Genomic DNA, 12720 nt, shown 5'->3' with positions numbered 1-12720 from the left:
ACGTCATCCGGCGCCCACCTCGCGGTAGGCCTCCAGCGCGGCGGTGAGGGCGTCGGCCTCCGACGGCAGCTGCGCCGCCCGCTCGACCGCCTTGGAGCGCAGGTCGTCCCGGACGCCGCCGTGCGTCACGACGTCACGGACGGCCCGGGAGAGCGACGTGGCGTCGTCGACCGGGACCAGCACGGCGGCGTCGCCGACGACCGCCGCGGTGCCCCCGGCATCGGTGGCGACGATGGCTGCGCCGGCGTGCAGCGCCTCCTGCAGCCCCACCGGCTGCCCCTCCCAGAGGGCGCTCGAGACGACGACGTCGGCGGCGGCGAGCAGGTCCGGGACGTCGTCGCGCCGCCCGAGCAGCCGCACCGGCAGGTGCTCGACGTCGATGCGGCGCTGCAGCTCGGCGCGCTGCGGGCCGTCCCCGGCGACGACGGTGACGAGGTCGAGGTCGGTCAGCTCGCGGTGGGCGTCGAGGAGGCGGTGCAGCCCCTTCTGCGGGGCGAGCCGCGCGACGACGACCCCGAGGCAGGTGCGGGAGTCGAGCCCGAGCTCGGCGTGCACGGCGTAGCGGTCGCGCCGGGCCGGCTCGAACGGCGGGGCGGGGACGACGGCCAACCCGGTGCGCCGGGCACCGAGCCGGCGCATCCGCTCGACGAGGTCCGCGGAGACCCCGAGGACGAGGGCGGATCCCCGGGCCACGACACGCTCGAGCGCTGCGTAGACCGCTGCCGTGAGCCGGGCGGTGGGGGCCGCGTTGTGCAGCGTCGTGACGACCGGCACCCCGGTGCGGGAGGCTGCGAGGACGGCGAGCGCCCCGGCCCGCAGGCCGTGGGCGTGGACGACGTCGGCCCCCCGGACCGGTCCGGCGAGGGTCCGGACGGCGGCCGTGTCGCGGACGGGGTGGGGGCGGTCGGTGACCTCGAGCTCGACGACGGCCGCGTGGTCGGCGAGGGCGAACCGGTCGGCGACCTCGCGGGGGCAGGCGACGACGACCCGGTGCCCCTCCTGGGCGAGCAGCCGCACCAGGCCCCGCACGTGCGCCCCGACCCCTCCGGCACTCGTGCCCATGACGAACAGCACCTTCATCCGGCATCCCCTCCCCGGCGCCGGGCCCGCCCCCGGTCGCGGATCTCCCCCATCATCCTCCGGTCACCGTAGAAGACCGCGAGCGCGCCGGTGAGGAGCGCGCCGAGCCCCGCGGCGACCCCCCAGAGGACCGCCTCGAGCAGGCCGTCGTAGGTGCGCCCGCGGGTCACGAGGTCGCCGACGACGACGGCGAGCGCCAGGGCCACGACGAGGGCGCCCGTGGTGCGGCCCAGACCCCGGCTCACCTCCGGACCCCAGGCCCGGCGGACGAGGACGACGAGGAGCACGGCGGAGAGCGTCATCCCGAGGGTCGAGGAGACCCCGAGCCAGCGCAGCGTCGTGCTCGCCCCGCGGTCCTGGCCGACGACGACGAGCGGCACGAGCGCGGCGACGGCCCAGCCGAGCGAGACCGCGAGCGCCGCGTCGAGCGGACGCCCGCGGACGTAGAGGGCCCGGGTGAGCAGCGCGGTGAGGCCGAAGCCGACGACGCCGGGCGCGTACGCCGTCAGCGCCGGGGCGAGGGCGGCGAGCGCCTCGGGGCTCGAGCCGGCGGTCCCCCGGCGGGCGTCGAGGAGGGTGAAGAACCCGCCGACGGCCGGCGCGGCGGCGAGGAGCACCCCGGCGGCGAGCCCGGTGAGGACGAGGACGGCCCGGACCGAGCGGGCGAGGGTGCGCGAGGAGTCGTCGCCGGCGCCGGTGCGCAGGGCGAGGGCGGGGAAGGCGCTCGTCGCGACCGGGACGGCGAGGACGGCGTACGGGAGGAGGTAGACGGCCTGGACGTACTGGTACACGGTGAACGCGCCACCGGTGCCGGAGTGCCGGGCCAGCCAGATGGTGACGACGACGGCCGTCTGCTGGGCGGCGAGCGCGAGGACCCCCGCCCCGGCGAGGGCGCCGATCCGTTGCGCGTCGTCGCGCTCGAGCCGCAGCGCCGGCCGCCACCGCCATCCCGTCGCGAGGGCCGGCCCGAGGAGCGGCAGCGAGAGCACGACGACCCCGAGGGTCGTGCCCCAGCCGAGCACGGCGATGGCGCCGTCGCCGACCCGGGCCGGCGAGGTCTCCCCGCCGGTGAGGTGCCCGTACCAGAGGTAGGAGGTGAGGACGACGACGGATGACAGGAGCGGGGCCAGGGCGGCCGCGAGGAACCGACGGTGCGCCTGGAGCAGCCCGGCGAGGATGATGCCGACGCCGTACAGGGGCACCTGGATGCTGAAGATGCGCAGCAGGGTCGTCGCGACGTCGTGACTGCCCGCCTCGTCGGCGCGCACGAGGCTGTCGGCGAGCACCGGTGCGACCACCCAGAGCAGGGCGGCGAGCGGGACGAGGACGACGAGCGCCCAGGTGAGCAGGACGGACGCGAGGCGGTCCGCGTGCTCGCGCTCTCCCGACCCGAGCCGGTGCGCGATGAGCGGGACCGCCACCGCGGCGAGGACCCCGCCGGCCGCGACCTCGTAGAGGACGTTGGGCAGGGCGTTGACGCTCTGGTAGACGTCGCCGACGCCCCCGGCGCGCACCGAGTCGGCGAAGACGAGGATGCGCGCGAACCCCGCGGCCCGCGCGACGATGGTCACGAGCGAGATGAGCCCGGCCGCCCCGGCGACACCGAGGGCTGCGCGCTGGCGGGTCATCGCGCCGGCCGGCCCCACGCGTCGAGCTCGCGCAGCCCCGGCGTGGACTCGATGACGGCGGTGAAGCTGACCTTCTCGGAGGCGAGCGTGGCCGCGACGAGCACGGCCAGGGCCAGGAGCCGTCCCCGGCGCCCGGCCCGCTGGACGAGTGCGGTGCCGACGAGCGCGCCGGCGGCGTTCGCGCCGGTGTCGCCGAGCATGGCCCGTCCGGCGAGGTCGGGGGCCAGCGTGCCGAGGGAGGCCCCGAGGGCGGCCGCCGCGCTCGTGGCCGACGCCGGTGACCCGCGGCCGGCGAGGAGCGGCAGGGCGGCGAGGCCGGTGGCCTTGAGCGCGCGGCCGGGACGCAGGTCGAGGAGGTTGACGAGGTTCGCGGCGCCGGCCACGACGGCGCCCCCGACGAGCGTGTCCACGGGCCGCAGGTCGCCCCGTCGGCGGTCCGCGGAGGCGGCCGCGAGCAGCCCGGTGAGCCCGAGGCCGGCGATCTTCACCGCCCCGGTCGTCAGCTCGCCCCGGGCCGCGGCCCCGAGGTGGCCGCGCAGCCCCTTCGAGGAGCCGTCGCCGGCGAGGTCGTCGAGGGCGCCGAACGCGCCGGAGCCGAGTGCGGCCAGGGCCCCCGCGGGGCCCGCGACGGTGGCCCCGGCCAGACCACCGGCCACACCGCCCGCCACCCAGGCCGGCCCCTCGAGCAAGGTGACCGGGGCGCCGGCGTGGTTCGTGCGGGTCCACCGCGGCGAGCGGACCCGGGCGGTGAGCAGCCGGTACGCTCCGGCCGCCGCGAGGCCCGCGGCGACCCCGGCCACCACCGGCCGGCCGGCGCTCACTGCCCCGGCAGCGGCGCGTAGGCCGCGTCGGTGCCCGGGCCGAGGCCGTACTGCCCGACCCCGCCGCCGTCCTGCTGGAGCAGCGCGAAGACGACGCTGCCCACCCCGAGGGGCGAGCCGGCGTCGTCGACCGACGAGACCTCCTTGGTCGCGGCGGAGGTGTCGCGCAGCACCGTGAGGACCGCCGTGCCGTCCCGGCTGGTCGTGAGGTCGTCGGCGACGACGACACCACGGGACCGGGTGTCGAGGGCCCGGCTCAACCCGACCCAGCGCTCGGCCACGGTGGTGCGGGTCGCCTGGTCGCCGTCGACGACCGAGCCGGACACGACGACGACGAGGTCGGCCCGGGCGAACTCGGGGGCGTCGAGGGAGAGCAGCCCGGCGTCGGCGAGCGTCTCGAGACCGGTGCGCGCCGTGGCGTCGTCCGGGCCGCTGTCGCCGGCCGGGGCGGTCCGCGCCAGGAGGGTGGCGAGGAGGATGTCGCGCGGCTCGGCGGAGCCGTTGGGCACCTCGACGCCGGCGTCCTTGGTCACCTGCGCCACGGCCGCGTCGCGGGCGTCGGCGGTCTTGCGGTCCGTGCTCACCCACTCCTCGCCGACGGTCGTCGTCGAGGCGAGCCGGGCCCCGGCGGTGCGCAGGCCGGTGGCGACCGCCTCGCCGACGGCCGCCTCCGCACCGGGCAGGACGACGAGCGCGACGCGGCGGTCGGTGAGGGTGCCGCCGAGGACCCGGCCGGACACGGCCTCGAGGTAGGAGTCGCGGGCCTCCACGCCGGTCTTGGCCGCGGCCAGCTGGCTGTTGAGGTCGGCCTTGTCCTGGCGCAGGCCGGCGACCTCGTTCTGGAGGGTCGAGCCGATCTCCCCCTTGAGGGGACCGGCGCCGAGCACGATCCCCACGGCCAGGGCCAGGAAGATCGAGACGATCGAGACGATGTGGTAGCGGAAGTCGATCACCCGAACACTCCTCCGAGGGTGGTCCACAGGTCGTCGACCTTCGCGGCGAGGACCTGGAGCAGTGCGCGTCCACCGGCGGTGGACCACAGGGCGGCCCCGAGGGCGAAGACGCCGACGAGCAGCATGAGCACGACGCTGAGCGAGGAGATCCGCGCCCGGTAGAGGCGGCTGACCCCCTTGGCGTCGACGAGCTTGCCGCCGACGCGCAGCCGGGTGAGGAAGGTGCTCGCCATCCCGGACCGGCCCTTGTCGAGGAACTCCACGAGCGTCACGTGGGTCCCGACGGCGACGATGAGCGTCGCGCCCTTGTCGTCGGCGAGCAGCATCGCGACGTCCTCGCTCGTCCCCGTGGCCGGGAAGACGACCGGCTCGATGCCGAGCTCACGCACCCGCTCGACGCCCGGGGCCCGGCCGTCACGGTAGGCGTGGACGACGATCTCGGCGCCGCAGCGCAGCGCACCGTCGGACACCGAGTCCATGTCGCCGACGATGAGGTGCGGGGTGTGCCGGGCCTCGATGAGCGCGTCGGCCCCGCCGTCGACACCGATGAGCACCGGCTTGTACTCGCGGATGTAGGAGCGGAGGGTCTCGAGGTCCTCCTTGTAGTGGTAGCCGCGCACGACGATGAGGACGTGCCGGCCGTCGAGGTCGGTGCGGATGTCCGGGACCCCGACCCCGTCGAAGAGCAGCTCGCGCTCCTTGCGCAGGTAGTCCATCGTGTTCTCGGCGAAGGCCTCGATCTCGGTCGAGAGGCCGGCGCGGGCCGTCGTCATCGCGTCCTGGACGGCCTCGGCGTCGAGGAGGGTGCCGGTCCCGACGGGAGTGCCGCCGGCGAGCAGCCGGCCCTCCTCGAGCGCGAGGGGGGCGCCGTCCTTGAGGGCCATGACGTCCGGGCCGGCGGCGTCGAGCAGCGGGATGCCGGCCGCCACGATGATCTCCGGCCCGAGGTTCGGGTAGCGCCCCGAGATGGAGGCCGCGGCGTTGACGACCGCGACCGGCCGGCAGGCGACGAGGGCCTCGGCGCTCACCCGGTCGATGTCCTGGTGGTCGATGACCGCGACGTCGCCGGGCTTGAGGCGCTTGGTGAGGTTCTTGGTCCTCCGGTCGACGCGGGCGGGGCCGGAGCACCCCCCGGCGGGGTCCCGGTCGCGACGATGGCTCAGGCGGATGGACATCTGCACCATCGTGCCACGCCTGCTCAGGCGCGAGCGCGCGCCAGCAGGTCGCGCGCGTGCTCGAGAGCGGCGTCGGTGCCGGAGCCGCCGAGCATCCGGGCCAGCTCGGCGACCCGGTCCTCGCCGGCGACCTCGTGGACCATGCTGCGGGTCACGTGCCCGTCGACCGACTTCTCGACGACGAGGTGGCGGTCGGCGTGGGCTGCGACCTGCGCGAGGTGGGTGACGACGACGACCTGGGCGTGTCGGGCCAGGGCGGCGAGACGGGCGCCGACGTCGAGGGCCGCACGCCCACCCACCCCGGCGTCGACCTCGTCGAAGACGAACGTGGGCACCGACGCGCCGGCATCGGCGGTGGCGACCTCGAGGGCGAGCATGACCCGGGAGAGCTCGCCGCCCGACGCGGCCCTGGTGACCGAGCGCGGTGGCGTGCCAGGCCCGGCGGCGAGCCGGACCTCGACGGCGTCGCGGCCGTCGGCGCCGAAGCGTCCGGCGTCCTCGACTGCGACGTGCACCGTGGCCGACCCCATCGCGAGGTGCGCGAGCTCGTCGGTGATCCGCGCCCCGAGGGCGTCGGCGACGCGACGGCGGAGGTCGCTCAGCGCCTCGGCCGCCTCGGCCCGGCGGGCGGTCAGCGCGGCGGCCTGCTCCTCGAGGCCGCCGATGCGGTCGCCGGTGCCCTCGAGCTCGGCGACCCGGACGGCGGCCGCGCTCCCCCACGCGAGCACGTCGTCGACCCCGGGTCCGTAGAGCCGGGTGAGCTCGGTGAGCGCGGCGCGGCGCTGCTCGACCTGGTCGAGGCGGGCGGGGTCGACGTCGGCGTCGGCGAGGTAGGAGCCGAGGTCGGCGGCGAGGTCGGCGGCGAGGTAGCGCAGCTCGTCGACGCGCGTGCCGAGCGCCGCCAGCTCCGGGTCGTTCGCGGAGGCCTGCGCCAACCGGGCCGACGCGGAGGCCAGTGCCTCGAGGACCGCCGGGCCCTCCGCGACGCCGTCGGTGTCGCCGCTCAGCAGGTCGTGCGCGGCACCGGCGGCGGCGCGCAGCTCCTCGGCGTGCCCGAGCCGTCCGGACTCCGCCCGCAGCGCCTCGTCCTCGCCGGGCTGGGGGTCGAGGGCCTCGATGCGCTCGAGGCCGAGCCGCAGGGTCTCGGCCTCGCGGGCCCGCTCGGCCGCGGCCGTGCGGAGCGCCTCGAGCTCGGCCTGGACCGCCTGGAGCTCGGCGTGGACCTCCCGGTAGGCGCGCACCGCGTCGGCGAGCCCGGGCCCGCCGAAGGTGTCGAGGACCTCACGGTGCTCGTCGGCGCGGCGCAGCCGCCACTGGTCGGCCTGGCCGTGCACGGCGACGAGGTGCTCGGCGAGGTCGGCGAGCACTCCGACCGGAGCGGACCGCCCGCCGACGTGGGCCCGGGAGCGGCCGTCGGCCTGCACGGTGCGCACGAGGACGAGCCCGTCGCTCGTGTCGGCGCCGGCCTCGGCGGCGCGCTCGAGGGCGGGGTGGCCGTCGGGGAGGACGACGACGCCCTCGACGACGGTGCGGTCGGTGCCGGCGCGCACGAGGCCGGAGTCGCCGCGGCCGCCGAGCAGCAGTCCGAGCCCGGTGACGACCATCGTCTTGCCGGCGCCGGTCTCGCCGGTGAGCACGGTGAGCCCCGGGTGGAGGGGCAGCACGGCCTCGTCGATGACGCCGAGGTCGCGGATGCGGATCTCCTCGATCACGACCCGGCGTCCTCCGCGGCGGCGCGCTGACGGGCCGCGCCCCGCCATCCGTGGACGGGCAGGTCGAACTTGCCGACCAGCCGGTCGGTGAAGACGTCGGCGCTGAGGCGGGCCAGCCGGACCGGGAGGTCGGAGCGCTCGACCTCGACCTGGGCCCCCGGCGGGAGGGTGGTCGCGCGGCGGCCGTCGCACCACACGACGGCGGACGCGTCGGAGCCGGCGACCAGCTGCACCGCGAGGTGGGACTGCGGCCCGACGACGACCGGCCGGGAGAAGAGGGCGTGGGCACTGATCGGGACGAGGAGGAGCGCCTCGACGTCCGGCCAGACGACGGGTCCACCGGCGGAGAACGCGTAGGCCGTGGAGCCGGTGGGCGTCGCCATGACGATGCCGTCACAGCCCCACGTCGACAGCGGCCGGCCGTCGATCTCGACGGTCAGCTCGAGCATCCGCTCACGGGCGGCCTTCTCGACGCTCACCTCGTTGAGGGCCCACGAGGAGAAGACCGTGTCGCCGTTGCGCCGGGCCCGCACGTCGAGGGTCATCCGCTCCTCGACCGTGTAGTCGCGGGCGCAGATGCGCTCGACGGTGGCGTCGAGGTCCTCGCGCTCGGCCTCGGCGAGGAACCCGACGTGGCCCAGGTTGACCCCGAGCAGCGGGGCGCCGGAGCCGCGGGAGATCTCCGCACCGCGCAGGATGGTCCCGTCGCCACCGAGGACGCACACGAGCTCGCAGCCGATGTCGTGGTCGTGCTCGGCGATCGCGCCGACGCCCTCGACGGCGGCCAGCGGCGTGCCGACGAGGTCGGGCTCGGGGGCGCACACCCCGATGCCCGCGGACAGCAGGCGGGTCGCGACGCCCGCCGCGAGCTCCTGGGCGTCGGGCCGGGACGCGTGCGTCACGAGCAGGACGCGGCGGGACGGTCTGCTCATCGGGCTCCTCCCGGGGTCGCGTGGGTCACCTCGCGCACGAGGGCGCCGGCCTGCTGTGCGTTCATTGTGTCGGACGGGTCCGACCGCGCCCACAGGAGGTACTCCGCGTTCCCGGTGCTGCCGGCGATGGGGCTGGCCGCGACCCCGTGGGTGTGCAGCCCGACGCCGAGGAACGCGCCGAGCACCGCCTCCACGGCCGTGGCCCGGTCCTCGGCCGAGGTGACCAGGCCGCCGCGGCCCAGCCTGGCCCGGCCCACCTCGAACTGCGGCTTGACGAGGACGACGAGGTCGCCGCCCGGGGCGAGCAGGCCGGCCAGCTCGGTGGCCACGAGGGTCAGCGAGATGAAGGACAGGTCGGCGACGACGAGGTCGGCCGGTCCCCCGACGTCGGCGGCCGCGAGCCCGCGGATGCTCGTGCCCGCGCGGTCCTCGACCCGCGGGTCGGCCGCGAGGGCGGGCACGAGCTGGTCGTGCCCCACGTCGACGGCGACGACGTGGGCCGCGCCGTGCGCGAGGAGGACCTCGGTGAACCCACCGGTCGACGCGCCGACGTCGATGCACCGCCGCCCCTCGACGACGAGGCCCTGTGGTCCCCACGTCGAGAGGGCGGCGAGGAGCTTGTGCGCGGCCCGGCCGACCCACCGTGGTGCGGCCGCGTCCACCTCGAGCGGTGTGTCCGGCCCGACGGGCTGGGACGGCTTGCCGGCCGTCCTCCCGCCGACCCGCACGTGACCCCCGGCGACGAGGTCACGCGCCTCCCCCCGCGAGCGGGCCAGGCCGCGCCGGACCAGCTCGGTGTCGAGCCGTCCGATGTCAGCCGCCCAGGTCGCCGAGCCGGGAGCGCAGCGTGCGCTGCACCTCCTCGCCGGCCGCGAGCTGGCCGTCGAGGTCGTCCGTCGGCACCGCGGCGAGGTCGCCGAGCGTCGAGTCGATGACGATGTCGCCGGTCTCCGGGAGCACGGCCGCCTCGTCGGGGACGGTGTCGGTGGGGTCGAGGTGCGCGTCGCTCACGTCGTCTTCTTCGCCGTCGTCTTCTTCGCGGGGGTCTTCTTCGCGGGGGTCTTCTTCGCGGGGGTCTTCTGCGCCGTCGCCTTCTTCGCGGTCGTCTTCTTCGCGGTCGTCTTCCCGGCCGTCGCCTTCTTCGCCGCAGTCTTCCTCGCCGCAGCCTTCTTCGCCGTCGTCTTCTGGGCCGTCGCCTTCTTCGCCGGGGCCTTCTTCGCGGGTGCCGGGCGGGTCGGCGTGGCGGGGGTCAGGACCGGCGGCGGCGCGAGCACGGGCTCCGCGGTCTCGACGAGACCGGCCCCCGGGACGCGGTCTGCGCGCAGCCCCGCCGAGCGGGCGAGCTCGTCGACCCGGGCGGCCAGCCCGGCGACGCTCGTACCGAGCGACTGGACCTCGGCGAGCATCCGGCCGACGTCGACCCGCTCGAGGGCGGACTCGACCTCGCGCTGCACGAGCCCGGCCACCTGGGCCCGGTTCTGCTCGGCCGCCTTGAGGAGGTCGCCGGCCAGCTTCTCGGCCTGCTTCGAGACCTTGGCGGCCGACCCGGAGGACCCGGCGAGGGTGAGGATCTCCTGGGCCGCCTCGACGGCACGGGCGCGCGTCATCTCCCCGAGCCCGGACGCGAGCTCGACGTACGCACGGATCGAACGCTTGGCCATGGGGACCTCCTCGTCGGGCGGCCGGGGAGGCCGCGTCGGGTCCACGCTACCGGTCGGTCATCCGTGCGAGCAGCCGCCGGGCCTGCTCAGCGGCCTCCGATCGTCCGTCCTCGTCCCCGCCATCCTGGGCGGCGTGCGCCCGCCCGACCGCCTCGACCAGCTCCTCGAGCGACGGCTCACCGACCGCCGGGTCGGTGCCCAGCCAGCGCAGGTCGGGGGCGACGAAGGTGGGGCGTCGCGCCGGGGGTGCGGCGAGGAGGGCCTCCAGGCCGTCCACCCCGGTGAGCACGAGCAGGGAGTCCGTCCCCGCCCGCACCGCGCCCTCGATGTCGGTGTCGAGCCGGTCCCCCACGGCGAGGACGCGATGGGCGTCGACCTCGAGGCGCCGGGCCGCGAGGAGGTAGAGCGGCGGGTGGGGCTTGCCGGCGACCTCGTGCGGGTCGTGACCGACCGCCCGGGCGACCGCCGCGACGAGGGACCCGTTGCCCGGAGCGACGCCACGGTCGGTGGGCAGGGTGGCGTCGGTGTTGGTCGCCACCCAGCGGGCACCGGCCTCGATCGCGTACGCGGCCTCGGCGAGGTCCGCGGCGGTGACCTGCGGCCCGTACCCCTGGACGACGGCCGCGACCTCGGCGTCCGTCTCCGACCCCCGGCGCACGGCCCGGAAGCCGCTGGTCTGCAACGCCGTCGCCACGCCCGGTCCGCCGACTGCGAGCACGCACGAGCCTGCGGGAGTGCCCGCCTCGGCGAGCAGCCAGGCCGCGGCCTCGCTGCTCGTCACGACGTCGGCGGCGGTGGTCGTCAGCCCGAGCTCGGCGAGGTGGTCGGCGACCGCCGCCGGCTCGCGGGAGGCGTTGTTCGTCGCGTAGACGACGGGCCGGTCGAGGCCGGCGAGGGAGCCCACCGCGTGCTCGACGGCCGTCGGCCCGCGGTAGACGACCCCGTCGAGGTCGCAGACGACGGCCTCGTACCGCGCGGCCAGACCGCTCACGCCCGCGGCTCCGCCTCGGCGTCCGGCTCCTCGGCGGGGTCGGTGTCGTCGTCCCCGAGGTCCTCGACGAGCACGCCGTCCAGCTCCTCCAGTCGCTCCACGGCGTCGGTCTCGTTCTCCGTGTCGTGCTCGACGACCCGCAGGAACCACTCGCGGGCCTCGTCGACCCGGCCGAGGGCGAGGAGGGTGTCCGCGTAGGCGTACTGGAGCCGGTGCACCCCGGCCTTGCGGCCCCGCGTGAGCGCGGGCAGCTGGAGGGCGAGGAGGGCGGCGTCGAGCTGCCCGAGATCGCGCCGGATGCCCGAGACGACGATGGCCAGCTCGGTGCGTTCCGCGTCGCTCAGCGTGCGCGCCTCCGGGGAGCCGGCGAGCTCGAGGGCGCGGTCGAGCCGCCCGAGTCCCCTCTCGCAGTCGACCATGAGCGGGAGCAGGTGCGAGGAGCCGCTCAGCCGGCGCACCGTCCGGAACTCGGTCAGCGCACGGGCGAAGTCACCACTGCGGTAGGCCACCATCCCGAGCGCCTCGCGGGCCGCGGGCACCCGGCCGGCGCGCCGCACCGCGGTCTCGGCGTGGGCCAGCGCGGCGTCGAGCTCGTCGGCCTCGAGCATGACGGACACCATGACGAGGTGCCGTGCGACGCCGTCGGCGTTCTCCTTGCTCAGCGTGCGCAGCTGCTGGTGCACGGAGCGGTCGAGCTCCTTGCCGGTCACCTCGTCCGGGACCCGGGGCTCGGGCAGGCGGGGGCTGCGCGGGGCGAGGCGGCTGCCCCCTCGTGCCTCGGTGTCGGACCGGCGGTCCGCGCCGCCCGGGACACCGCCGCGCCGGGCAGCGCCGCGGCCGCCGGAGCCGGCGCGTGGCCCACCCCGCTCCTCGCGCCGCGGACCGGACCCGCGGCGCGGACGGTCACCGCCACCCCCGGGTCGCCCACCACGGGAGGGTCGCTGGTTGTCCTCGGCCACTGTCGGTCCTTTCGTCGCGGCGTTCGCCGCCTGGCAGTCTACGGTCGCGCCGGCGCGCCCGGACATGGGCATGAGAAAGGGCCCGTCGCGAACGACGGGCCCTTTCTGGAAAGTATGTCCGGCTGCGTCCTACTCTCCCACACCGTCACCAGTGCAGTACCATCGGCGCTGAAGGGCTTAGCTTCCGGGTTCGGAATGGAGCCGGGCGTTTCCCCTTCGCTATGACAGCCGAAACTCTATGGAGATGTCAGTCGTTCCCGACCGTATCTCGGGAACTGCACAGTGGACGCGAACACGCAAAGTCTTTTGGGTGTGTATCAAGTTGTCGGCTTATTAGTACCAGTCAGCTGCATGCATTGCTGCACTTCCACATCTGGCCTATCAACCCGGTAGTCTAGCCGGGAGCCTCTCGGGGCAAGCCCCATGGAAACCTCATCTTGAAGCGTGCTTCCCGCTTAGATGCTTTCAGCGGTTATCACTTCCGAACGTAGCTAATCAGCGGTGCCCTTGGCAGGACAACTGACACACCAGAGGTTCGTCCATCCCGGTCCTCTCGTACTAGGGACAGCCCTTCTCAAGTTTCCTACGCGCACAGAGGATAGGGACCGAACTGTCTCACGACGTTCTAAACCCAGCTCGCGTACCGCTTTAATGGGCGAACAGCCCAACCCTTGGGACCTACTCCAGCCCCAGGATGCGACGAGCCGACATCGAGGTGCCAAACCATGCCGTCGATATGGACTCTTGGGCAAGATCAGCCTGTTATCCCCGGGGTACCTTTTATCCGTTGAGCGACGGCGCTTCCACA

General features: G+C 75.5%; 12 protein-coding genes and 2 rRNA genes. All 14 read right to left on the bottom strand.

The features are described from left to right. Positions 1-3: 3 nt before the first annotated feature. Positions 4-1080 (bottom strand): glycosyltransferase family 4 protein, encoded by a 1077-nt coding sequence (locus PKA89_RS13435; protein WP_324420261.1) that lies wholly within the window; start codon positions 1078-1080, stop codon positions 4-6. Further along, positions 1077-2708, bottom strand: a complete 1632-nt coding sequence (locus tag PKA89_RS13430) for a lipid II flippase MurJ (protein WP_324420259.1) — start codon at positions 2706-2708, stop codon at positions 1077-1079. The genes PKA89_RS13435 and PKA89_RS13430 overlap by 4 nt, the downstream gene beginning before the upstream one ends. After that, entirely contained in the window at positions 2705-3529 is an 825-nt protein-coding gene (locus PKA89_RS13425; protein ID WP_324420257.1) for a hypothetical protein, read from the bottom strand. The genes PKA89_RS13430 and PKA89_RS13425 overlap by 4 nt, the downstream gene beginning before the upstream one ends. Further along, entirely contained in the window at positions 3526-4482 is a 957-nt protein-coding gene (locus PKA89_RS13420; protein ID WP_324420255.1) for a copper transporter, read from the bottom strand. Before PKA89_RS13420 ends, PKA89_RS13425 begins: the two co-directional genes overlap by 4 nt. Then, positions 4479-5657: a putative cytokinetic ring protein SteA gene (steA, locus tag PKA89_RS13415; RefSeq protein ID WP_324420253.1), complete on the bottom strand. Its 1179-nt coding sequence runs from the start codon at positions 5655-5657 to the stop codon at positions 4479-4481. The genes PKA89_RS13420 and steA overlap by 4 nt, the downstream gene beginning before the upstream one ends. Before the next feature lie 23 nt (positions 5658-5680). After that, entirely contained in the window at positions 5681-7369 is a 1689-nt protein-coding gene (gene recN / locus PKA89_RS13410) for a DNA repair protein RecN (RefSeq protein ID WP_324420251.1), read from the bottom strand. Further along, positions 7366-8301: an NAD kinase gene (locus PKA89_RS13405; protein ID WP_324420249.1), complete on the bottom strand. Its 936-nt coding sequence runs from the start codon at positions 8299-8301 to the stop codon at positions 7366-7368. The genes recN and PKA89_RS13405 overlap by 4 nt, the downstream gene beginning before the upstream one ends. Next, the gene (locus PKA89_RS13400) at positions 8298-9113 is read right to left on the bottom strand and encodes a TlyA family RNA methyltransferase (protein ID WP_324420344.1); all 816 of its coding nucleotides are present in this window, start codon (positions 9111-9113) and stop codon (positions 8298-8300) included. Before PKA89_RS13400 ends, PKA89_RS13405 begins: the two co-directional genes overlap by 4 nt. Before the next feature lies 1 nt (position 9114). Next, positions 9115-9312 (bottom strand): hypothetical protein, encoded by a 198-nt coding sequence (locus tag PKA89_RS13395; protein WP_324420247.1) that lies wholly within the window; start codon positions 9310-9312, stop codon positions 9115-9117. Continuing rightward, complete coding sequence (locus tag PKA89_RS13390; RefSeq protein ID WP_324420245.1) at positions 9309-9962, bottom strand: histone H1-like repetitive region-containing protein; 654 nt, start codon at positions 9960-9962, stop codon at positions 9309-9311. Before PKA89_RS13390 ends, PKA89_RS13395 begins: the two co-directional genes overlap by 4 nt. Before the next feature lie 46 nt (positions 9963-10008). Beyond that, the gene (locus PKA89_RS13385; protein WP_324420243.1) at positions 10009-10953 is read right to left on the bottom strand and encodes an HAD-IIA family hydrolase; all 945 of its coding nucleotides are present in this window, start codon (positions 10951-10953) and stop codon (positions 10009-10011) included. Further along, positions 10950-11912, bottom strand: coding sequence for a tetratricopeptide repeat protein (locus PKA89_RS13380; RefSeq protein WP_324420241.1), 963 nt, complete (start codon positions 11910-11912; stop codon positions 10950-10952). The genes PKA89_RS13385 and PKA89_RS13380 overlap by 4 nt, the downstream gene beginning before the upstream one ends. Before the next feature lie 116 nt (positions 11913-12028). Next, positions 12029-12145, bottom strand: a 5S ribosomal RNA gene (gene rrf / locus PKA89_RS13375). An 80-nt stretch (positions 12146-12225) separates the two neighbouring features. Then, positions 12226-12720, bottom strand: a 23S ribosomal RNA gene (locus PKA89_RS13370); the annotation flags it as partial.

The sequence above is a fragment of the Phycicoccus sp. genome (genome assembly GCF_035325325.1).
Lineage (GTDB): Bacteria > Actinomycetota > Actinomycetes > Actinomycetales > Dermatophilaceae > Phycicoccus.
Note: the sequence above shows the minus strand (reverse complement) of the source record. Positions and strands in the feature narration are given on the sequence as shown.

Excerpts from the sequence above, each read along its gene's own strand:
- PKA89_RS13390 (WP_324420245.1), bottom strand. The coding sequence starts at position 9,962 with ATGGCCAAGCGTTCGATCCGTGCGTACGTCGAGCTCGCGTCCGGGCTC.
- steA (WP_324420253.1), bottom strand. The coding sequence starts at position 5,657 with ATGTCCATCCGCCTGAGCCATCGTCGCGACCGGGACCCCGCCGGGGGG.
- PKA89_RS13405 (WP_324420249.1), bottom strand. The coding sequence starts at position 8,301 with ATGAGCAGACCGTCCCGCCGCGTCCTGCTCGTGACGCACGCGTCCCGG.
- PKA89_RS13430 (WP_324420259.1), bottom strand. The coding sequence starts at position 2,708 with ATGACCCGCCAGCGCGCAGCCCTCGGTGTCGCCGGGGCGGCCGGGCTC.
- PKA89_RS13435 (WP_324420261.1), bottom strand. The coding sequence starts at position 1,080 with ATGAAGGTGCTGTTCGTCATGGGCACGAGTGCCGGAGGGGTCGGGGCG.